Origin of the sequence: Phenylobacterium haematophilum, assembly GCF_014196295.1 — a bacterium.
In the GTDB taxonomy this organism is placed as follows: domain Bacteria; phylum Pseudomonadota; class Alphaproteobacteria; order Caulobacterales; family Caulobacteraceae; genus Phenylobacterium; species Phenylobacterium haematophilum.
This window is the reverse complement of sequence record NZ_JACIDK010000001.1, coordinates 91,556-111,233: the sequence shown is the minus strand read 5'-3', so window position 1 is coordinate 111,233 and position 19,678 is coordinate 91,556. Positions and strand designations below refer to the sequence as shown.

The window sequence follows — 19,678 nt, the reverse complement described above, 5'->3', positions numbered from 1 at the left end:
AAAGCATTACAGGCCGCATCTATAGCCACGCCGCATCGAACGACTGCTTTTTCGCGTGACCCAGTTCGGGGCGGGGATATCCATGAAAATCAAGTCCAAAGCGGCGCTGGCCGCTGTTCTGCTGACCGGCGCCAGCGCGGCCGCCATGCCGGCCGTGGCCGATGACGCGGCCCAGGTCGACGAACTGATCGTCACCGCCCGCCGCCGGGCGGAATCCGAGCAGAAGGTGGCCACGGCGCTCACCGTGATCAGCGGCGACGAACTGGAGCGCCGCAACATCGAGACGGTCAACGATCTCGAAAACAGCGTGCCGAACCTGGAGGTGACCAGCCAGCTGGGCGGCGGCCAGCCGCAGTTCCGCATCCGCGGCGTCGGCATGACCGACTACGCCGCCAACAACACCTCGACCGTCGGGGTCTATATCGACGAGGTCGCCTATCCCTACGGCTCGATGACCCAGGGCGCGCTGTTCGACGTCGCCCGCATCGAGGTGCTGCGTGGGCCGCAGGGCATCCTCTACGGCCGCAACACCACCGGCGGCGCGGTCAGCGTGATCACCAACGCCCCGACCAAGCAGTTCGACGCCGGCATCAACGCTTCCTATGGCCGCTACAACGCCGTCCACGCCGACGGCTTCGTCTCCGGGCCGCTGACCGACACGCTGTCGGCGCGCCTAGCCGCCACCGTCGACCAGGGCGGCGCCTGGCAATACCACCGCGACACGCTGGAAGAGCTCGGCGACAAGGATCGCTGGGCGGTGCGCCTGCGCCTGGACTGGCAGCCGACCGAAGCCACACAGATCGACGGCTCGCTGCGGTACAACCGTGATCAATCGGACGGCCTGGGCCTGCGCCTGGTCACCCGCCCGTTCCAGTCGCACAACTATGCGCCGATCGGCCGGCTCTATCCGATCGACACCGAGCGCCGGATCACCGGCTGGGGCATCAGCCCGTACTTCGCCAACCTGATCGGGGTGTCGCCGAACGCCAAGCCGTTCCGCGACAACGAGGGCTGGGGCGCCAATATCCGCCTGCGCCACGACTTCGGTTGGGCCGCCCTGACCGCCGTGGCCGCCTACGAGACCCTGGAGCGGCGCGAGTTCAACGACTGGGACGCCACCGCCTCGAACGAGGCCGGCACCTTCTTCTTCAACGACATCGAGACCCTGTCCCAGGAAGTGCGCCTGGTCTCGCCGGCCGAGGGCGCCTTCCGCTGGCTGGCCGGCCTCTACCACTCCACCGAGACGGTGGACGGCGGGTTCTATTCGGACTTCTCGGAAGCCTCGACCCTGCGCAACTGGATGAGCACCAGCTACACGCAGGAGGTCCAGACCACCGGCGTGTTCGGCAATATCGACTATGACCTGACCGAGCGGCTGACGGTGTCGGCCGGCCTGCGCTACGAGGACGAGACACGCGAGCTGAAGGACTTCCTGACCCAGGTCCTGGCCCCGGTCCCGAGCCGCCTGGCCTCGACCAACGCCGAGCAGTCGATGGGCGAGTGGTCCGGCAAGGTCGGCCTGGAGTACAAGGCCAGCGACGACATCCTACTGTTCGCCAGCGCCGCCCGCGGCGTGAAGTCCGGCGGCTTCACCACCTACAACAGCGGCATGCCCCAGCAGCTCGAGCCGTTCACGCCTGAGACGCTTTACGCCTACGAGGCCGGGGTGAAGTCGGAGTTCTTCGACCGCAAGCTGCGGGTCAACCTGTCGGCCTTCTACTACGACTACCGCGACCAGCAGCTGCAGGGGATCCTCTACACCCAGACCGGCCGGGTCGGGCGGATGATCAACATCCCGAAGTCGCACATCTGGGGCGGCGAGCTGGAGCTGACCTGGCGGCCGACCGAGCGCCTGACCATCAACCAGTCGCTGGGCTACAAGTACGGCGAGTACGATGAGTTCTACTTCGTGAACTCGGCGGCGACGGAAGCCGCGCGCGATCCGGTCACCGGCCAGTACAACACCATCATCTACAGCGACCGATCAGGCGAGCGCCTGCCCTTCCCGCGGGCCGACTACAAGGGCGCGATCAGCTATGTGATGGACGTCGGTCCTTGGCAGTTCGAGGCCGAGACCAACTACAACTACCGAAGCTCGCTGTTCAGCACGACGTCGAACTCGGTGATCGGCGACTACTGGCTGGTCAACGCCAACCTGACCGCGCGGCCGATCGACGGGCGCTATTCGATCGGGCTGTGGGTGAACAATGCCCTCGACAGCTACTTCGAAGAAACCCGCAACGCCTTCATCTCGGCGGCCACCGCCAGCCCGCATCCGCCGCGCACCTACGGCGTGCGGATGAGCTGGCGCTACTGATCCCCCCGGGGCCCGCGCCCCACTCGGGCCCCAGCACTGGCCCGCCGGGCAGGACGCGCCCGGCGGGCATCTTTGCATTCGGAGCACATGCATGGCCCTCGACCGCCGAACCTTGATCGGAACCGGACTGGCGTTGAGCGCGGCCAGCGCTGGGCCGGCGAGCGCCGCGCCCGCCCCCTTCCAGCACGGCGTCGCCAGCGGCGAGCCGGCGGCCACAAGCGTGCTGCTGTGGACGCGACTGACCGGCGTCGGCGAGGCGAGCGGACGCTGGCGGGTGGCGCGCGACCCGCAGATGCGCGACGTCGCCGCCCAGGGCGAGTTCACGGCCCGGGCCGAGCGCGACTTCACGATCAAGGTCGAGCTGGCCGGCCTGCAGCCTGGAACCGACTACTGGTACCAGTTCGAAGCGGCCGGAGCCGCCTCGCCGGTCGGACGCACGCGGACGCTGGCCATCGGGCGGCTGGACGACCTGAACCTCGTGGTCGCCTGTTGCGCCATGTACACGATGGGCCGCTTCCACGGTTACCGCGCCATCGCCGAGCGCCCGAAGCTCGACGCGGTGCTGTTCGTCGGCGACTACATCTATGAATACGGGGCGTCGAACTATCCGGGCATGGCGACGCTGCGTCCCGCAGATCCGCCGCACGACACCCTGACGCTCAGCGACTACCGCCGCCGCTTCGCCCAGGCCCGGATCGACCCCGACCTGCAGGCCGCCCACGCCCGCGCACCGTGGATCTGCACCTGGGACGACCACGAGATCGCCAACGACGACTGGACCGGCGGCGCGCAAGGCCACGCGGCCGAGCGACAGGGCGATTGGGAGATCCGCAAGACCGCGGCGGTGCGCGCCTATTACGAGTGGATGCCGATCCGCGATCCTGAGCCGAACGATCCCTACGCGATCCAACGGGCGGCAGCGTTCGGCGACCTGGCCACCCTGATTGTTCCAGAAACCCGGCTGAAAGCGCGCGACCAGCAGCTAAGCGTGCAGCGCGACCTCGACTTCACCACCGGACCGGACGGGGCGAAGGTTCCCGACATCGAAGGCTTCCGCCGCAAGATCGCCGCGCCCGAGCGGGAAATGCTCGGCGCCCAGCAACTCGACTGGCTGGCGCGAGAGGTGGAGGGGTCGGTCGCCGCCGGACGTCCCTGGGTGCTGCTGGGCAGCGCGACGATCATGGGCGACTACGACTATCCGGACATGTCGGACTTCGCGCCGGCCAGCGGCCAGCTCAGGGGCTTCTTCGAGATGACGCGGCTGCAGATCCCGCTGCTGAACCTCGACGCCTGGAGCGGCTACGGCGCCGAGCGCCAGCGGCTCTACGACATCCTGCGCCGGACTGGGGCCAATACGGTGGTGCTGTCGGGCGACAGCCACATGGCCTTCGCCAACGAGTTGCACGACGCCCAGGGCCAGGTCGCCCTGGAGGTGGCGGCGACCACGATCACCGGCCCGTCGCTGGGCGCAGTGCTGGCCATGAACGACGCGCCGCTGGGCGAGCGCTTGGCGGCGAAAAACCGCGACATCGCCTGGTGCGACCACCGGGCGATCGGCTTCATCGCCCTGCGCCTGACCCGCGAGACCGTCGAGACGGAGTTCGTCTCGGTGGTCGATCCGCGCGGCCCCGATGCGGGCGTCCGCGTCGCTCGACGGGCCACGGCCGTCGCCGGTCAACCCTGGCGCTTCGACCAGAAGGTGTAACGGCGGGAACGACAAGCGTGGCCGGAACGTTCGTCGCTAGCGCGCCTGGCGCGGAGGGCGGGACAGCTGCGATGATGCGACGACTGACGACCGTGGGCGCGGGCGCCCTTTTCCTGCTGGCCGCGACGGCGGCGACCTCGTCGCAGGCGGCGGACGACTGGAGCGTCACGGTCAGCCCCTACATCTGGGCCAGCTCGCTGGACGGCAAGGCGGAGCTCGCCGGCCTGCGCACCCATATCGACGTGCCGTTTTCCGATGCCATGGAGAACCTGGACCTGGCCGCCCTGGCCGAGGTCGAGATCATGCGGGGCCGCTGGGGGCTCTATCTCGACGGCCAGTACGTGAAGAGCAGCCAGGAGCAGGAATTGCTCGCTCAGCAGCTGGGCCTGGGCATCACCAAGGTCAACGCCATGGCCGGGGTGTTCTATCGCATCTACGACTCTCCGCAGGGCGGCGACATGGTGACCGGCGAGCCGCGGCGCTTCGTCGTCGAGCCGATGGTCGGCGTGCGCTGGACCAAGCTGAAAGCCGACGTCGACGTGCTGGGCTTCTCGACCTCGAAGAAGGCCGACTGGACCGAGCCGTTCGTCGGCGTCCGCTCCAGCCTCGACCTCAACGACCGCTGGAACCTGTCTGGCCAGGCCGATGTCGGCGGCTTCGACATCGACGACAAGCGCAGCGTCAACGCCCAAGCCTTCATCGGCTATCGTACGCACCTGCTGAGCCGACCCGCCATGCTGCGGGCCGGCTACCGGGTGCTGTACCAGTCCTACGAGATGGACGACTTCACCGGCCAGACCTTCCGCTGGGACGTCACCCAGCAGGGGCCGGTGCTGGGCCTGAGCATGGGCTTCTAGACCCTACTGCAGGCCCAGGAACTTGAACGGCGGGGCTTCCTTGAACTGGGCCGAGACCTCGCCCGCAAAGACGTTGCGCTGGTCCTTGCCGAGATCGAGCCGCTTCACCTTGCCGGTCTGCGGCGAGAAATCGAGCTTGTTCAGGTCGACCCAGAAGGTGTTCGGCGTCAGAGCCGACTCGAAGAAGTAGAGCTTGCGCTTGTGGTCGGCGACGGTGCGCCAGCGGGTCGAGGAGATGTTCGGCTGGTCCGGGGTGGTGATGCCGAACGGCACCGAGGCGTTGCGGATCACCCCGAACATGCTGGCCAGCGCCTCGACCGGGTCCTCGCTCTTGGGGATGGCGTTCACGTAGAAAGAGGCGCGGGCGAACCGGTCCGCCGATCGATTGGTCCCGGGCAGCATCACCGTGCCGCCGATCTCCTTCCAGTAGGCGTTGAGAGCCAACTGCTCGTCGAAGGTCGGGGAGTTGGTCATCACCTGGTACTGGCGCCCGTGATGGATGACCTGCTTGCCGCCGATGTACTCGACGATGGCGCTGTCGCCGCTGGCGTCCGACATCGACAGGTGCAGGGTCGCCAGGCGCTGCTCGCCCGGGACCGAGTCGGTGACGATGGTGAACGGCTCCTTCTCCAGCGCGGCCACCGCCTCGGCGACGGTGGCGAAGTTGTCGAGCACGTACTGGGCCCAGGCGGCGATGGTCAGGCCGGGCTTGGAGCCCTTGCCGAACGCCGGATACTCGGACTCCACCAGCCAGAGGACATTGGCCATCAGTCCGGCCTCGTTCATGCCGTCGGTGGTGGAGATGTCGTAGCCGGTCGCGATCACGCTGCCGTACTTCGAGGTCCACTTGATCGAATTGGGCCCTGCCTGGCCGTCATGGCTCATGCCACGCGGAAAGACGTAGAGATTGGTCTGGACGTCGACCTTCCAGTCCATCGACCGGGCGGTGATCACGTCGTTGTTCGCGCCGAGATAGACCACGCGGGTGCAGGCGTTGGCCGCCGCCGGGACGAGCACCAACGCCAGGGCCGCCAATAGGCCCGGCAGAATAGACAGCACAGAATTGAGCACAGCCGTTCTCCAGCCAGGCCCGCCCCCGCCGCGCCTCGCAATGCGATATCCCACGCCCTGCAATTGCAAGTCTTGGCCGGACACCCGCGTTCGCGCAAGGCCGCGGTTCAGTATGAGCGTTGCGTTACGCCCCAGCGGCCGCCTTCGAGCGTCACGATCCAGAGTTGGCGTAGCGGCTTAGTACTTCGAGCAGCAGATGGACCTTGGTGGGGGCGGTCAGCCCCTCCTAGAGGCCTGCCGGCAGTCATAGTCGATGGAGGCCTGGGGATGGGGAATCGGCGGTGGAGCCCGCTTGTCCGCTTTGCCTTTGCCCGGCCTTCGGTTAAACCGCGCGCGTTCCATTCAACCTGTCTCCGGGAGTCTGCCCGCCATGTCGCTCGAATCCGCCGCGCTCGCCCGCGTTAAGCCGTCCGCCACACTGGCGGCGGACGCGAAAGCCCGGGAACTGAAAGCGCTCGGCCGGAACGTGATCTCCCTGGCGGCCGGCGAACCCGATTTCGACACGCCCGACAACATTAAGGAAGCCGCCATCAAGGCGATCCGCGAGGGCAAGACCAAGTACACCAACGTCGACGGCATTCCGGAACTGAAGGAAGCCATCGTCGCCAAGTTCAAGCGCGAGAACGGCCTCACCTACAAGACCAGCCAGGTGAACGTTTCGCCGGGCGGCAAGCCGGTGATCTGGAACGCGATGATCTCGACGCTGAATCCCGGCGACGAGGTGATCATCCCGACCCCGTACTGGGTCAGCTACTGGGATATTGTGCTGCTCGCCGGCGGCACGCCCAAGGCCGTGGCCACCTCGGACGCGACGGGCTTCAAGCTGCAGCCCGCCGACCTGGAAGCGGCGATCACCCCGAAGACCAAGTGGGTGTTCCTGAACTCGCCGTCGAACCCGTCCGGCGCGGCCTACACCAAGGAAGAGCTGCGCGGCATCGCCGACGTGCTGCTGCGCCATCCGCACGTCTGGATCCTGACCGACGACATGTACGAGCACCTGGTGTTCGGCGACTTCCAGTTCTGGACCATCGCCCAGGTCGAGCCGGCGCTCTACGACCGCACCCTGACCATGAACGGGGTCAGCAAGGCCTACGCCATGACCGGCTGGCGGATCGGCTATGCGGCCGGCCCGGAAGCGCTGATCAAGGCGATGGCCAAGGTGATGAGCCAGACGACCTCGAACCCGGCCTCGATCTCGCAATGGGCGGCGGTCGAGGCGCTGAACGGCACTCAGGAATTCATCAAGCCGAACGCCAAGCTGTTCGAGGCCCGCCGCGACCTGGTGGTTTCGATGCTGAACCAGGCCAACGGCATCGTTTGCCCGACCCCGGAAGGCGCCTTCTACGTCTATCCGTCGGTTGAAAAACTGCTGGGGAAGAAGAGCCCGTCCGGCAAGGTCATCGAGAACGATCAGGACTTCGCCGTCGAACTGCTGGAACAGGAAGGCGTCTCGGTGGTGTTCGGCGCGGCCTTCGGTCTCTCGCCGTTCTTCCGCATCAGCTACGCCACCTCCAACGAGGTGCTGGAAGACGCCTGCACCCGCATCCAGCGCTTCTGCGCCAACGTGGCCTGATGGACCTGACGCTCGAGCGTCTGAACCACTAACGAAAAACGGCCCGGAACGATCCGGGCCGTTTGTCGTCGCATTAGTGCTTTTCGCGCCAAGCGGCCTTGGCGGCGTCCTTGGTCAGGTTCAGCCTGACTTTTTCGTCCACCACGTCGTCCACCCAGGAGAGCGGGATGAGGTGGTGCTTGAGGCCGGCGCCAAGGTCGAGCTTGGCGAGTTCGATTTCGTCACCGATCACGTGGTCGACGCGGCCCACGTGCCCGCCATCCGAGCCGATGACTTCCATATGTTCACGAATGCCGGGATGCATGGCGTTCTCCTGATCTTCGGTGTTTCGGGGTCGCAGAAGAACGAACACGCCTCGAGGCGGTTTCAGCTTGGCCGGAGATAAAGCCGCTAGTGAACGTCGCGCCAAGCCGCCTTCGCCGCTTGCCCGTTCAGGTTCAGCCGGATCTGGTCGCCATTGATGTCATGCACCCAGCTAAGCGGAATCAGACGCCTGTAACCGGCGCCGCGGCCGTCCATGTCTGCCAATTCGATGTCGTCGCCGGCCACGTGGCGGACGCGTCCGAGATGGCCGCCGTCCGAGCCGATAATTTCCATGTCGAAATGGATGTCCGCAACCATCTCGCGTCTCCGCCGATGTCGTCCGCCCCAGAACGGCCGGGACCTTTGGAGGGTTTCAGCCAGCTTCGCGTTTCACGGAAAATGACCCAACATTTTGAAATATCTCCACTAATAGTCGAATTACCTTCAAATTCTACGCTGCCGAGCCCAGATCAAGAATGTCTTCCTCAACACCGGCGGCCGGCAGAGTGAAGACGATGGTGCAGACGACGCCTTCGTGCGCGAAGTCGAGATCGACCACTCCGTCGAGCTGATGAGCCAAGCCGCCGACGATGACGCGGGTGCCGAACCCCCGGCGGTCGGGGGGCGACACCGGCGGTCCGCCGATCTCTCGCCACACGATCCGGATCTGCCGGGGACCGGCGCCCGGCGCCAGCGTCCAGGTCACCTGCACGCGCCCGTCCTCGTTGGCGAGCGCGCCGTACTTCACCGCGTTCGTGGCAAGTTCGTGGAAGGCCATGCCTAGAGCGACGGCGGTGTTCGGCGGCAGCCAGACAGCCTGGCCGGTGACGATCAGCCGTTCGCCGTGATCGCCGCCATATGGACTGAGTTCGCTCTCGATCAGTTCGGCCAGGCTGACGCCGGTCCAGTTGTCGCGCGTCAGCAGGTTGTGGGCTTGGGAGAGCGCGATCAGCCGCGCCTCAAAGCTTTTGCGAACGCTACCCACGTCGGCTCCGTGCCGAAGGCTCTGGGCGGCGATCGACTGGACGGTCGCCAGGGTGTTCTTGACGCGGTGGTTCAGTTCGTCGAGCAACAGCTTCTGGCGAGCCTCGGCGGCGATGCGGGCCACGATCTCGCGCTCGGCGGCCAAGCGGGCCTTTACCTGCCGCCACGTCGCCAGGCTGACCAGGGTGGTCGCCAGCAGGCCGCCGACGATGAACGCGAGCGAAACCCATCTGTCGGCGCCATGATCGTAGTCTGCGCGAGCGCGATAGATGATCGTCCAGGTCCGACCGGCGATGTCCAGCGTGCGCGTGGCGACCAGGCCGCCGCGTTGCGCGGCCGCGTCCGGCGACTGGCTGAGCAAAGTGCTGACCGAAGGCGAGCCGTCGTAGACCGCGTAGTCGAGACCAACGCCCTTCGCCGCGGGCAGCACGCTGCCGAGCAAGTCTCCGGCCTGAAACGGGGCGTAGACGAACCCTTCCAGGCGCTCGCGGCGCTCTGCGACAGTGTCGGGAACATTCCCACCCCGATAGACGGGCTCGTAGATCAGGAAGCCCGCCTGACGTTTGGCTTCGACCTCCTCGATCACCTCCACCTTGCCTGAGAGCGCCGGAAGGCCGGTGTCGCGCGCCCGGTCCATCGCCTCGCGCCGCACGGGAAACGCGTACATGTTGAAGCCGAGCGCGCGCCGGTTCACGAAGTCGAGGGGCTCCAGATACAGGATCGCATAGAACTCGCCGTAGCCCGGCGGCCGAAGCGGTGCGTCCGGCACGCCCTCGGCGCGCATGTAGCTGATGAGTTCCCGCTCGCCGCCGGCCGGTGCGCGCTTGGTGTAGCCGATGCCCTGGATGCCGGGATATCGCCGCGTCAATTCCACCCGCTGGGCGAAGGCGCGGAATTCACCGGCGCTGACGTCTGTGCTGGCGGCGAACAGCCCAGCCCCAGCCCGCAGCACCGCCATATAGGTGTCGAGGCGATTGGCGACCGCTTCATTGGCTTGGTCGACGATGGCGTCGAAGCGCAGACTTTCGCGCGCCTGCCTCCCCTGCTCCATCATGTAGGTGCCGGACAGGGTGGCGGCCAACCCGACCGCCGCCACGATGGCGGGCCAGGTCAGGGCCGGCCATTCCCGCACTCGTTCCAACAATCTCTCGCGAAAACTGGCCGCCACGGCGTCATCCGATCCTAGCCGACATCAACGCCTTAGCTCCGAATAAGCCTCCGGGAAAGAACGCGGTTATCTTGGGCAACGAGAGCGGCGTCGGGGCCCTCGGCGGCGGCCGCCTGACAGCAGGGCGCGAAGAGCGTATCTGCGGGAGCGCCGGCCGGCAGGCCGGCGGTGTTTCGAACGCCAGCGGCCCGGAGGACGCATGAGCAACGTCGTGAACCTGAACAAGGCTCGAAAGGCGCGCGAGCGCGAACGCGAGCGGGATCAGGCGCAGGAAAACCGCGTCCGGTTCGGCCGCACCAAGAACGCCAAGGATGTTGCGAAGGCCGAGACCAAGAAGGCTGAGCAAGCCCTCGACGGGGCGAAGCTCGACAAGCCCGAATAGGCCGAGGGCGTGGGTGGGGAAGGCTCGACACTCCCCCACCCGCCCGGCGCTGTGCACAGCGCCGCCTGCGCACCGTCCCCCCGGATCGGCGCGCGGGACCGCTTACATCCGGGCCGGAACCGCCGCGTCGCGGGCTTCCGCCGGGATGGAGTCGTAGATCGTCGGCGGGGTGATGCCGAGGCGCTTGCGCGCCGTTTCCAAAGGCTCGGCCATCAGGCGCTCATAGTCCTCGCCGAGCAGCCAGGCGGCGGCCTTGCCGCGCTTGTAACCCTGCCAGATCGCCTTGACGTATGGATAGTCCGCGCGGCGCGAGCGCGAGGCCGCGCCGAGCGCGATCAGCGCCCAGCCCAGGCCTTTGGTCTGCGCATAGGAAAACGCCACGAGGCAGGCCTCGCCCAGGCCGTCACGGTGGTAGCCCGAGAGGATGTGCCAGATGTCATGCACGTCGCGTGTGCGACGCCCCATCCAGGCGTATGGGTGCGCGATATCGATCTCGTTACCCTGAATGCGACTGACTTCGGCGAGGCCTTCGGCCGATAGTTGTTCGGAGCGGATGAACTCGCGATAGGCCGCGCCGACGCTGCCCGCCGGCAGAGAGTCGAGCCAGGCTTCGTCCATCAGACGGTCGGCGAATTCCTCCCGCTGATAAGCGATGCGGCCACCCTGGGTGGTGGTCAGCAGGCGCTGATAGCAGTTGGCGGTCGAGGCGCCGTTCAGCGCACGCATGATCTCGAACACCTGGCCGGTATCTTCCTTGTCGTTCAGCAGTCGCTGCAGCGCCTTCAGCGCAGCGCCCCACTGCAGGCGCGGTTTGGGTAGCCGCGTATTTGCAGGCGCGGCCTGGCGATGCATCGGGGCGTCGAGAGCGTCGGCGGTCATGGCCATGGGGGAAGCAGCCTTCAATGCGAACAACGTTTGAATTAAAAATGACGCATGCGTCATCTTTTTGCAAGATGACAAAGGAATGCTTGGCTGCAACGTGGCGCCTGGGCCACAACTCTGCCCATGGCTTCCTTGAAGAAACGTTCGATCCTGCTCTCCGGACACGCCACCTCGATGGCGCTGGAGCCAGAGTTCTGGGCGGTGATGGACGAGATGGCGGCGAACGGAGGCGTCACGCTGGCGGTGCTCATCGCCAAGATCGACGAAGGTCGCGGCGATCGGCCGCTCGCTTCGGCGTGCCGGGTCGCCGCCCTCGCCTACGCGCGGGCTAGCTGATCGGTCGCGCGTCCGGCAGCGGCGCCGGCTTGGCCGCCGCCGGCAGTGCGATATCCGGCGCAGGGACACGGGTCCCTAAGGATGTCGGATTGAGCGCACGCATGGCGAACATGAACCCCAGAACCAACAGGAAGCCGATCACGGCCCAGAGGAACAGCGGAATCGGTTTGCGGCGGGGCGGAGGCGGGTCGTCGTCGCTCAAGGTCTACTTCGGGGTTGGCAGCGGCGCGTCCGGAAGCTTCGGCGCGTCGGGCAAGGATGGAGGCCGCGGGACGTTAATGTCCACATCGATCGAACTCGGCGACTCAGCCTGTCGGCTCATCACCGCGTAGCCGATGGCGCCTATGCCCAGGACCAGCGCCCCGATCAGGATCGCCAGCCAGATCAAGGTGCTCGAACCCGTACGATCGGCCATGAACACCTCCCTGGCGGTCATGCTCAAGGTGGAGAACGAACGCCGGCTGCGGCGGTTCCGGGCTTAAGCCGCGCGCACCGTGTGCTACATATGTTCCGATGTCCTCCCCTGAATCATTCGACAACCCGTTCGACGACGCCCTGCCCATGCAACGGGTCAGCGACCTCGCGCGCGTGAAGGGCCCCGACTACCTGACCGGCCTTAATCCCGAGCAGCGCGCCGCCGTCGAAGCGACCGAAGGCCCGGTGCTGGTCCTGGCCGGCGCCGGCACCGGCAAGACGCGCGTGCTGACCACGCGGCTGGCGCACATCCTGGCGACGGGACGCGCCAAGCCCTGGGAACTGCTGGTCGTCACCTTCACCAACAAGGCCGCCAAGGAGATGCGCGAACGCATCACCCATATCATCGGCCCGTCGGCCGAAGGCCTGCGATGGCTGGGGACCTTCCACTCGGTCGCCGCGCAAATCCTGCGCCGCCACGCCGAGTTGGTCGGCCTGAAGTCGAACTTCACCATCCTGGACACCGACGACCAGGAGCGGCTGATCAAGCAGGTGCTGGAGGCCGAGAACGTCGACGCCAAGCGCTGGACGCCCAAGGCGCTGGCGGGGATGATCGACCACTGGAAAAATCGCGGCTGGACGCCCGATCGCCTGCCGCCCAACGAGGGGCGCGAGTTCGCGAACGGCAAGGGGCCGGCGCTGTACCGGCTCTACCAGGAGCGGATGCGGGTGCTGAACGCCTGCGACTTCGGCGACCTGCTGCTGCACAACTTGACCATCTTCATGGCCAATCCGGACGTGCTCGCCGACTTCCACGAGCGATTCAAGTACGTGCTGGTCGACGAATATCAGGACACCAACGTCGCTCAATACCTGTGGCTGCGGCTGCTGGCTCAGAAGCGCCAGAACGTCTGCTGCGTCGGCGACGACGACCAGTCGATCTATGGCTGGCGCGGGGCCGAGGTGGACAACATCCTGCGCTTCGAACGCGACTTCCCGGGCGCGACGGTGATCCGGCTGGAGCGGAACTACCGATCGACCAGCCATATTCTGGCCGCGGCGTCCGGTCTCATCACCGCGAACAAAGGTCGCCTCGGCAAGACGCTCTGGACCGATCAGAACGGCGGCGAGAAGGTCGTCGTGCGCGGCGTCTGGGACGGCGAGGCCGAGAGCCGGCTGATCGCCGAGGAGATCGAGCGGGCGCGCAAGGGCGGGACCGAGAAGGACCCGCGCAAGTACCGCGACATCGCCATCCTGGTGCGCGCCTCCTTCCAGATGCGCGCCTTCGAAGAGCGCTTCGTGATGCTGCAGATCCCTTACACGGTGGTCGGCGGCCCGCGGTTCTTCGAACGGGCGGAGATCCGTGACGCCCACGCCTATCTGCGGCTGGTTCAGTCGCCGGACGACGACCTGGCTTTCGAGCGCATAGTCAATGTGCCCAAGCGCGGTATCGGCGACACCACTGTCCAGAAGCTGCTGCAGATCGCCCGCGTGAACGGCGTGCCGGTGATGCAGGCCGCTCGCGAGGCGGTGCAAACCGACGAATTGGCCGCGCGCACGCGAACGGCGCTGTCGAACTTCCTGCGCGACCTCGACCGCTGGCGCGGTCAGGCCCAGGCCTTCCACCACGGCCGCCTGACCGAGCAGATCCTTGAGGAGAGCGGCTACACGGACGCCCTGCGCCTGGACAAGACGCCGACCGCGCAGACGCGGCTCGAGAACCTCAAGGAACTGGTCCAGTCGATGGGGGCGTTCGACACCCTCGAAAGCTACCTGGAGCACGTGTCGCTGGTCATGGACATGGACCGTGGGCCGCAGGCCGACGCGGTGCAGATCATGACGCTGCACTCGGCCAAGGGGTTGGAGTTCCCACTGGTCTTCCTGCCTGGCTGGGAGGAAGGCGTGTTCCCTTCCCAGCGCAGCATGGACGAAAAAGGCGAGAAGGGCCTCGAGGAGGAGCGGCGCCTGGCCTATGTGGGCATCACCCGCGCACGCGAGGAGGCGCGGATCTCATTCGCCGCCAACCGCCAAGTCTATGGCCGCTGGACCAGCCAGTTGCCCAGCCGTTTCGTCGACGAACTGCCGCTTGAGAACGTCGAGGCCAGCTCCGAGACCGGCTACTACGGCGGTGGGCCCGGCATGCAGCAGCATGGCAGCCGCTGGGATGCGAGCCCGTCCTTCGGCGCGGGCTATTCCAGCCCCGGCTGGAAGCGCGCCCAGGAGCGGAACTTCCACGGCAGTCATCCGGGTCGTGGCGCAGTAATCGAGGGCGAAGGCCGGCTAGTGGTCTCCGAATCCTCCGCCGCCAGCGACTTCAAGCGCGGCCAGCGGGTGTTCCATCAGAAGTTCGGCTATGGGCAGGTAAAATCGGTGGACGGCAACAAACTGACGGTCGCCTTCGACAAGGCAGGCGACAAGAAGGTCATCGACAGCTTCGTCGAGAAGGCCTGAGGCCGCGGGCGGCCTTGCCGCCGCCGCTGCTCTGCTTCAGGTTGCTCCCAACAACGCCAGGGAGCGACGAAGATGCCGACGATCACAGCCAACGGGATTCCGCTCTATTACGAAGACCATGGCCCGGCCGACGGCGACGTCATCCTGCTGATCATGGGCTTGGGCGCACAGATGACCCGCTGGCCGCTCGGTTTCATCGACCTCCTGACCGCGAACGGCCACCGCGTCGTCGCCTACGACAACCGCGACTGCGGCCTGTCGCACAAGTTCGACGAACTGGGCCCGGCTGACATGCCGGCGCTCTACGCCTCGCTGATGAAGGGTGAAAAGCCGAACGCGCCCTATCTGGTCTCGGACATGGCCAATGACGCCGTCGGCCTGCTTAACGCGCTGGGGATCAAGAAGGCGCACGTCGTGGGCGCTTCCATGGGCGGGATGATCGCCCAGATGGTCGCCGCCGAGCATCCGGAGAGGGTGCTGACCCTGACCTCGATCATGTCGACCACCGGCAATCCGGCGGTGCCGCCCGCCACCGCCGAGGCGTCCAAGCGCCTGACCGGGGTCGCCCCCGACCCTAAGGCCGACATCGAGGCTTTCCTGGACTACGGCATGGCCAGCGCCAAGGTGATCGGCAGCCCCGGCTACCCGGTCGACGACGCCGAGCAGCGCGCCCAGTTGCTTGCCGACTACCAGCGCGCCTTCTATCCGGTCGGCACCTCGCGCCAGATGGCCGCCATCGTCGCCAGCGGCGACCGCCGCAAGGCGTTGGCCGGCATCGCCGCCCCCACGGTGGTGATCCATGGGGCCGACGATCCGCTCGTCCCGGTTCAGGGGGGCGAAGACACCGCCGCGACCATCCCGGGCGCCGAGCTGCACGTCATTCCGGGCATGGGCCACAACCTACCCAAGGCGCTGTGGAAGCCGATCGCCGAGTTGATCGAGCAGGCGACGCAAAAGGCGCGCGTCGCCGCCTAGGTACGCGCGCGGGCCTTCCAAAGCTTCGCCGACAGCACGCCCAGGCCGGCCACGACCGCGATCGCTCCGCCGACGATCGCGGCGATGCCGGCCGTCTGGCGCACGTGGGCCTGGGTCGAGGCGTTCTCGGCCGCGGCCTTCAGCGCCGGCGGCTGCACCTCGTGGGCGACCGTGCGCTTGAGCGAGACCATGCCCTCGCCGACCGCCGACACCCGCCAGCCATGGTCGAGCCACGCCTTCTGATGCGGCTTGTCGCTACCGATCCACCAGGCCGGTTGCTTCGCCGCCTTCGGCAGGGATGCGCCCAGCACCATCTCGACCTCCGCGAAGCTTGCGCGCCAGTCGTCCTCGGCGCGCTGGGCGAGAAAGTCCGAGAGGGGGCTGTACTTGCTCATGGGCGAAACCTCGTCACTGGATACGATATGATGGCACGGTCAGGCGCTGAACTGAAACCCGCCCATGCCCCCTCGCCTTTCGCGCGCCTAGCCTCTAAACGGCGCGCATGAGCCAAGACGCCGTTCAGATCATCTCCCGCGGGCCCCGCGCGGTGGCCGAAGCCGCCGCCGAAGCGATCGACGCCAATCCGCTGCTGGAAGGCGCCACCTACTCGATCCTTGAGGAGGACGAGGACCACAATGTCTGGCGTATCGACGCCTTCCCGACCACGACCGAAGAGGCCGACGGTCTGGTCGAGGCGTTGGCCGCCTATCCGGAAATGAAGACGGTCGTCGAAAAGCTCGCCGACGCCGACTGGCTGGCCGTGGCGCTGTCGGGTCTGCCGCCCGTGCGCGCCGGCCGGTTCTTCGTGTTCGGAGCCCACGACAAGGGCCGAGCCCCGACCAACGCGGTCAACCTGCGCATCGAGGCCGGCGCGGCGTTCGGCACCGGCCACCACGGCACCACCGTCGGCTGCCTGATCGCCTACAACGACCTGATCAAGTCGCGTCGTTTCGACAAGGTGCTGGACGTCGGGGCCGGGACCGGCGTGCTCGCTATCGCTGCAGCGCTGACCGGCAGCAAGCTGGCGGTCGGCACCGACATCGACGGGCCGTCCGTGCGCATCTCCAACGAGAACGCCAAGCTCAACAAGTCGACCGCCCGCTTCGTGCACGCCTCGGGGCTCGGCCATCAGCTGGTGGCCAAGGCCGCGCCTTACGATCTGGTGTTCGCCAACATCCTCGCCCCGCCGCTGGTGGCGCTGTCGCAGGACATCAAGACCGCGCTGAAGCCCGGCGGCTTTGCGATCCTCTCGGGCCTGCTGCGCACCCAAGAGCGGCGCGTGCTTGCGGCCTATTTGTCGAAGGGGTTCCGCCTGCATCGCCGCATTCATCGCGACGCGTGGGCCACCCTGGTCCTGCGGCGGGCCTGAGGAACCCACGCCGGCGCCTGACGTTCCCGGACCATCGAGGGGGAGCCCCTAAGGGTTCTGTCCTAGGAGGAACGACGGAATGACCGACGAGAACGAACCCCGGACGACGATCCGGCACGAAGAGGTCCACATTCAGCAGCCGCGTAGTTCGGGCGGGGGTTGGTGGGTCGCCGCCATTCTGGCGGTCGCCTTGGTAGCGGGCGGCTTCTTCTTGTTCACCCAGACCAACCAATCGAACCTTCAGGCGGCCCGTGACACGGGACGAGCCGAAGCTATGGTCGAAAACGCCCTGACGCAGGCGCAGAGCGCGACGGCCGACGCCCGGAGGGCCACCGCCGACGCGACCGCCAGCGTGGCCGCGGCCGGTAACGCGGCGGCCGAACGCGCCGCGCAATCCGCCGAAAATACGGCCCAGGCCGCCCAGTCGGTGGCCGCCAGCGTCGACAGCGCCGCCGCCGACGCCGCCTCCAACGAGCCGGTCAACTAGGCCGGACGGCGCGACGCCCATTCCGAGGCCAAAAGCCCGTAGACGTGGGTGTCGCGCCAGCCGCCGTCGCGGGCGGGCTGGTTCTGGCGCAGCGTACCTTCCCGGCGCATGCCCAGCTTTTCCATGAGCGCGTAGGAGCCGGCGTTGCGCACGTCGCACGTCGCCCAGAGCCGGTGGACATCCAGCGCCTCGAACGCGTGCGCCGCCAGCGCGTGGGCCGCTTCATAGCCGTAACCGCGTCGCCACCAGGCGCTGCCGTAGCTGTAGCCGATGTCGGCGTTGCGATGCGCCTGCAGGCCCAACCGGATCGAGCCGATGACAATCCCAGTTTGCAGGTGCTGGACGGCCAGACCGATATGCTCGCGCGGCGCGGCCTGCGCGCGTGCGATCTCCTCGCCCAGAAACACCTTAGTCTGCGCGAGCGTGTTCGGCCCCCAATCCATGTAGCGGATGGTCGCCTCGTCGCAGGCGTAGGCGTGGACGTCGTCGAGGTCGTCAGGCGTAAACTCGCGCAACAGCAGTCGCGCGGTGCGGATGGCGTAGGGCGGGGTCGGGTCCATTTTGCATTCCTTCGAGGGCTTGAGCCGCTCGGCAGGAGATCGCTTGCATCGCCATCGACCCCGGCCGTCTGCGGCGGGGTCGGCGTTCGTTCGCTGGATGATCTAACCCACGCGAAGACGCACGGCCCCAAAGGAACCGTTCGAATTCGAGAGGGCGCAGGCGCGATGCATAGCGGCGTTATGCGTGATGTCGCCGCCGGCGTCTAGATCGCAGACTGCGCCGAGAGCTCCCCGCGCCAGTGGCGCTCGCGCTCCTTCAGCCAGGTGTCGCGCCCGATAGGGCCCAGGTCTTCGTCCTCCAGTTGCTCCAGGACGACGAACTCGAACCCGGCCTCGCCGCCCGCGGCGGTGTAGGCCGCCTGCATCGCCTTGTTACGATGGCTGCCCAGGCGCAGCGAGAACAGCGAGGAGTTGCGCTGGCCGTCGAGATTGCGCGAGGCGCCGACGAAGGTCTCGCCGGTCGACACGCTGCGCAGCGCGAAAATCCCCATCGGGACCTTGCGTTCCTTATATTGGCGTACGGCGTCGCGGCGGCTGGTCTTGTCCATGCACACCAAATGGCCCGATCGGGACCCCGAGTCAATTATACCCGGGTAAATTATTTGATCCGACGTCGCACGGCCGACTCCCCTTAGGCCTCGGGAAAAGGAGGCCGGACATGCAGGCGCCAGCCATCACTCCCCGCCGCGCGGTCTGGACCTTGGGCGTGACGCAGTTGATCGGCTACGGCTGCACCAGCTACCTGCCCGCCACACTCGCCAAGGCTCAGGCGGGCTCGCTCGGCGTCTCCACGTCGGTCGTGTTCGGGGCCTATTCCGGCGGGCTGCTGATCTCGGCCCTGCTCGGCCCGTCGGCCGGACGGGCGGTCGACCGGCACGGCGCACGCCGCCCGCTGGCCCTCGGCAGCGTGGTGCTGACTCTCGCGCTGATAGGCATGGCGCTGGCGCAGGACGGCGTGCAGCTGGCGCTGGCCTGGCTGGTGCTCGGCGCCGGCATGGCGCTGGCGCTCTACGACATCGCGTTCGCCGGACTGGTCGGCTGGTTCGGTCAGGACGCACGGCGCTCGATCACGGGCGTGACGCTGATCGCCGGTTTCGCCAGCACTATCGCCTGGCCGCTGTCGGCCTGGATGGAGGGCTCCTATGGGTGGCGAGCCACGGCGCTTTTCTGGGCGGCGGCCAATCTGCTGATCGCCCTGCCCCTGCACTGGACCTTGCCGCGCGCCACACAGCCGGCCAACACCCCCCAGGCCGCTCAGGAAGGCGGGGACGCGCCGCCCGAGCCCGGCGCGGCTCTGAAGATGGCGCTGCTGGCCACGGCGCTGGCGGTGATGGCCGGGGTCGGCTCGGTGATGGCCGCGCATTTGCCGCTGTTGCTGATCGGGCTGGGAGCCAGCACGACGGCGGCCATCGCCGCCGGCATGCTGGTCGGACCGGCCCAGGTCGTCGCCAGGCTTGGCGAGTTCTTCCTGGTCCGACGCATCCACCCGTTGGTCTCGGCCCGGGTCGCGGTGGCGATGTTCCCCGCCGGCGCAGGGCTCCTACTTGCACTCGGGCCGCTGGCTGCAGCGCCCTTCGCCGCGCTCTACGGCGCGGGCAACGGCCTGTTCACAATCGTGCGCGGCACCCTGCCGCTGGTGCTGTTCGGCAGCCGCAACTATGGTCGCCGCCTGGGAACGCTCAGCGTGCCCTCGCGGCTGATCGGCGCCGCCGCGCCGCTGATCTTCGCCCTGGGCATGGAGCGCTCGGCGCAGATGTCGCTGTGGGTGCTGATTCTGGCCTGTGTGGGCGCGCTCGGCTGTCTCTTCGCCCTGCGCAAACCCGCCGCCTAGGGTGGCGCGCACT

21 protein-coding genes are annotated in these 19,678 nt (G+C 67.3%); 11 read left to right on the top strand and 10 right to left on the bottom strand.

Translation table 11 applies throughout. From position 1 onward, the window contains the following. The first annotated feature begins 82 nt into the window (after positions 1-82). The 3 genes from GGQ61_RS00590 (at position 83) to GGQ61_RS00580 (ending at position 4,879) form a co-directional block, all read left to right on the top strand. Positions 83-2,317, top strand: coding sequence for a TonB-dependent receptor (locus GGQ61_RS00590; protein WP_183769434.1), 2,235 nt, complete (start codon positions 83-85; stop codon positions 2,315-2,317). A gap of 91 nt (positions 2,318-2,408) precedes the next feature. Beyond that, positions 2,409-4,022: an alkaline phosphatase D family protein gene (locus tag GGQ61_RS00585; RefSeq protein WP_183769433.1), complete on the top strand. Its 1,614-nt coding sequence runs from the start codon at positions 2,409-2,411 to the stop codon at positions 4,020-4,022. Positions 4,023-4,093: 71 nt separating this feature from the next. Then, a complete protein-coding gene (locus GGQ61_RS00580) occupies positions 4,094-4,879 on the top strand; it encodes a hypothetical protein (protein WP_183769432.1) in 786 nt (261 codons plus the stop codon). A 3-nt stretch (positions 4,880-4,882) separates the two neighbouring features. Here the strand turns inward: GGQ61_RS00580 and GGQ61_RS00575 are convergent, their stop codons facing one another. Next, positions 4,883-5,950 carry a linear amide C-N hydrolase gene (locus tag GGQ61_RS00575; protein ID WP_183769431.1) on the bottom strand — a complete coding sequence of 356 codons (1,068 nt, stop codon included), beginning with the start codon at positions 5,948-5,950 and terminating at the stop codon, positions 4,883-4,885. Positions 5,951-6,320: 370 nt separating this feature from the next. On the opposite strand from GGQ61_RS00575, the gene GGQ61_RS00570 reads away from it, so the two are divergent. Next, complete coding sequence (locus tag GGQ61_RS00570) at positions 6,321-7,523, top strand: pyridoxal phosphate-dependent aminotransferase (protein WP_183769430.1); 1,203 nt, start codon at positions 6,321-6,323, stop codon at positions 7,521-7,523. 73 nt (positions 7,524-7,596) lie between these two features. Here the strand turns inward: GGQ61_RS00570 and GGQ61_RS00565 are convergent, their stop codons facing one another. The 3 genes from GGQ61_RS00565 to GGQ61_RS00555 all read right to left on the bottom strand — a co-directional run bounded on the left by GGQ61_RS00565 (position 7,597) and on the right by GGQ61_RS00555 (position 9,942). Next, complete coding sequence (locus GGQ61_RS00565; RefSeq protein WP_183769429.1) at positions 7,597-7,827, bottom strand: DUF2171 domain-containing protein; 231 nt, start codon at positions 7,825-7,827, stop codon at positions 7,597-7,599. An 86-nt stretch (positions 7,828-7,913) separates the two neighbouring features. Further along, positions 7,914-8,144: a DUF2171 domain-containing protein gene (locus GGQ61_RS00560; RefSeq protein ID WP_183769428.1), complete on the bottom strand. Its 231-nt coding sequence runs from the start codon at positions 8,142-8,144 to the stop codon at positions 7,914-7,916. Between the two features lie 133 nt (positions 8,145-8,277). Continuing rightward, the gene (locus GGQ61_RS00555; RefSeq protein ID WP_343056050.1) at positions 8,278-9,942 is read right to left on the bottom strand and encodes a CHASE domain-containing protein; all 1,665 of its coding nucleotides are present in this window, start codon (positions 9,940-9,942) and stop codon (positions 8,278-8,280) included. A gap of 235 nt (positions 9,943-10,177) precedes the next feature. Between GGQ61_RS00555 and GGQ61_RS00550 the strand changes: the two genes are divergently transcribed. After that, the gene (locus GGQ61_RS00550; protein ID WP_183769426.1) at positions 10,178-10,360 is read left to right on the top strand and encodes a DUF4169 family protein; all 183 of its coding nucleotides are present in this window, start codon (positions 10,178-10,180) and stop codon (positions 10,358-10,360) included. A gap of 102 nt (positions 10,361-10,462) precedes the next feature. Here the strand turns inward: GGQ61_RS00550 and GGQ61_RS00545 are convergent, their stop codons facing one another. Beyond that, positions 10,463-11,338 (bottom strand): ubiquinone biosynthesis protein COQ4, encoded by an 876-nt coding sequence (locus GGQ61_RS00545; protein ID WP_246370408.1) that lies wholly within the window; start codon positions 11,336-11,338, stop codon positions 10,463-10,465. Positions 11,339-11,365: 27 nt separating this feature from the next. On the opposite strand from GGQ61_RS00545, the gene GGQ61_RS00540 reads away from it, so the two are divergent. After that, entirely contained in the window at positions 11,366-11,578 is a 213-nt protein-coding gene (locus tag GGQ61_RS00540) for a ribbon-helix-helix domain-containing protein (protein ID WP_183769425.1), read from the top strand. On the opposite strand, the gene GGQ61_RS00535 is transcribed toward GGQ61_RS00540, so the two are convergent. Together GGQ61_RS00535 and GGQ61_RS00530 are read right to left on the bottom strand one after the other, a co-directional pair. Further along, positions 11,571-11,780: a hypothetical protein gene (locus GGQ61_RS00535; RefSeq protein WP_183769424.1), complete on the bottom strand. Its 210-nt coding sequence runs from the start codon at positions 11,778-11,780 to the stop codon at positions 11,571-11,573. The two genes, GGQ61_RS00540 and GGQ61_RS00535, sit on opposite strands and share 8 nt — an antisense overlap. A 3-nt stretch (positions 11,781-11,783) precedes the next feature. Further along, positions 11,784-11,993, bottom strand: a complete 210-nt coding sequence (locus GGQ61_RS00530) for a hypothetical protein (protein ID WP_183769423.1) — start codon at positions 11,991-11,993, stop codon at positions 11,784-11,786. A gap of 98 nt (positions 11,994-12,091) precedes the next feature. Here GGQ61_RS00530 and GGQ61_RS00525 point away from each other — a divergent pair, with 98 nt between their 5' ends. Further along, positions 12,092-14,443 (top strand): DUF3553 domain-containing protein, encoded by a 2,352-nt coding sequence (locus GGQ61_RS00525; RefSeq protein WP_183769422.1) that lies wholly within the window; start codon positions 12,092-12,094, stop codon positions 14,441-14,443. 72 nt (positions 14,444-14,515) lie between these two features. Beyond that, complete coding sequence (locus GGQ61_RS00520) at positions 14,516-15,418, top strand: alpha/beta fold hydrolase (RefSeq protein WP_183769421.1); 903 nt, start codon at positions 14,516-14,518, stop codon at positions 15,416-15,418. Here the strand turns inward: GGQ61_RS00520 and GGQ61_RS00515 are convergent. Continuing rightward, positions 15,415-15,813, bottom strand: coding sequence for a DUF7662 domain-containing protein (locus GGQ61_RS00515; RefSeq protein WP_183769420.1), 399 nt, complete (start codon positions 15,811-15,813; stop codon positions 15,415-15,417). The two genes, GGQ61_RS00520 and GGQ61_RS00515, sit on opposite strands and share 4 nt — an antisense overlap. Positions 15,814-15,920: 107 nt before the next feature. On the opposite strand from GGQ61_RS00515, the gene GGQ61_RS00510 reads away from it, so the two are divergent. After that, entirely contained in the window at positions 15,921-16,787 is an 867-nt protein-coding gene (locus GGQ61_RS00510) for a 50S ribosomal protein L11 methyltransferase (protein ID WP_183769419.1), read from the top strand. A 79-nt stretch (positions 16,788-16,866) separates the two neighbouring features. Further along, entirely contained in the window at positions 16,867-17,274 is a 408-nt protein-coding gene (locus GGQ61_RS00505; RefSeq protein WP_183769418.1) for a hypothetical protein, read from the top strand. On the opposite strand, the gene GGQ61_RS00500 is transcribed toward GGQ61_RS00505, so the two are convergent. Together GGQ61_RS00500 and GGQ61_RS00495 are read right to left on the bottom strand one after the other, a co-directional pair. Then, positions 17,271-17,834, bottom strand: a complete 564-nt coding sequence (locus tag GGQ61_RS00500; protein ID WP_183769417.1) for a GNAT family N-acetyltransferase — start codon at positions 17,832-17,834, stop codon at positions 17,271-17,273. The genes GGQ61_RS00505 and GGQ61_RS00500 overlap by 4 nt on opposite strands. 203 nt (positions 17,835-18,037) lie before the next feature. Further along, on the bottom strand, positions 18,038-18,382 hold the full coding sequence (locus tag GGQ61_RS00495; protein ID WP_183769416.1) for a GIY-YIG nuclease family protein: 345 nt from the start codon (positions 18,380-18,382) through the stop codon (positions 18,038-18,040). A gap of 110 nt (positions 18,383-18,492) precedes the next feature. Between GGQ61_RS00495 and GGQ61_RS00490 the strand changes: the two genes are divergently transcribed. Further along, on the top strand, positions 18,493-19,665 hold the full coding sequence (locus GGQ61_RS00490) for an MFS transporter (protein ID WP_183769415.1): 1,173 nt from the start codon (positions 18,493-18,495) through the stop codon (positions 19,663-19,665). Positions 19,666-19,678 lie beyond the last annotated feature (13 nt).

Excerpts from the sequence above, each read along its gene's own strand:
- GGQ61_RS00515 (WP_183769420.1), bottom strand. The coding sequence starts at position 15,813 with ATGAGCAAGTACAGCCCCCTCTCGGACTTTCTCGCCCAGCGCGCCGAG.
- GGQ61_RS00500 (WP_183769417.1), bottom strand. The coding sequence starts at position 17,834 with ATGGACCCGACCCCGCCCTACGCCATCCGCACCGCGCGACTGCTGTTG.
- GGQ61_RS00585 (WP_183769433.1), top strand. The coding sequence starts at position 2,409 with ATGGCCCTCGACCGCCGAACCTTGATCGGAACCGGACTGGCGTTGAGC.
- GGQ61_RS00530 (WP_183769423.1), bottom strand. The coding sequence starts at position 11,993 with ATGGCCGATCGTACGGGTTCGAGCACCTTGATCTGGCTGGCGATCCTG.
- GGQ61_RS00590 (WP_183769434.1), top strand. The coding sequence starts at position 83 with ATGAAAATCAAGTCCAAAGCGGCGCTGGCCGCTGTTCTGCTGACCGGC.
- GGQ61_RS00490 (WP_183769415.1), top strand. The coding sequence starts at position 18,493 with ATGCAGGCGCCAGCCATCACTCCCCGCCGCGCGGTCTGGACCTTGGGC.
- GGQ61_RS00510 (WP_183769419.1), top strand. The coding sequence starts at position 15,921 with ATGAGCCAAGACGCCGTTCAGATCATCTCCCGCGGGCCCCGCGCGGTG.
- GGQ61_RS00520 (WP_183769421.1), top strand. The coding sequence starts at position 14,516 with ATGCCGACGATCACAGCCAACGGGATTCCGCTCTATTACGAAGACCAT.
- GGQ61_RS00565 (WP_183769429.1), bottom strand. The coding sequence starts at position 7,827 with ATGCATCCCGGCATTCGTGAACATATGGAAGTCATCGGCTCGGATGGC.
- GGQ61_RS00495 (WP_183769416.1), bottom strand. The coding sequence starts at position 18,382 with ATGGACAAGACCAGCCGCCGCGACGCCGTACGCCAATATAAGGAACGC.
- GGQ61_RS00560 (WP_183769428.1), bottom strand. The coding sequence starts at position 8,144 with ATGGTTGCGGACATCCATTTCGACATGGAAATTATCGGCTCGGACGGC.
- GGQ61_RS00540 (WP_183769425.1), top strand. The coding sequence starts at position 11,366 with ATGGCTTCCTTGAAGAAACGTTCGATCCTGCTCTCCGGACACGCCACC.
- GGQ61_RS00580 (WP_183769432.1), top strand. The coding sequence starts at position 4,094 with ATGATGCGACGACTGACGACCGTGGGCGCGGGCGCCCTTTTCCTGCTG.
- GGQ61_RS00570 (WP_183769430.1), top strand. The coding sequence starts at position 6,321 with ATGTCGCTCGAATCCGCCGCGCTCGCCCGCGTTAAGCCGTCCGCCACA.
- GGQ61_RS00505 (WP_183769418.1), top strand. The coding sequence starts at position 16,867 with ATGACCGACGAGAACGAACCCCGGACGACGATCCGGCACGAAGAGGTC.
- GGQ61_RS00525 (WP_183769422.1), top strand. The coding sequence starts at position 12,092 with ATGTCCTCCCCTGAATCATTCGACAACCCGTTCGACGACGCCCTGCCC.
- GGQ61_RS00550 (WP_183769426.1), top strand. The coding sequence starts at position 10,178 with ATGAGCAACGTCGTGAACCTGAACAAGGCTCGAAAGGCGCGCGAGCGC.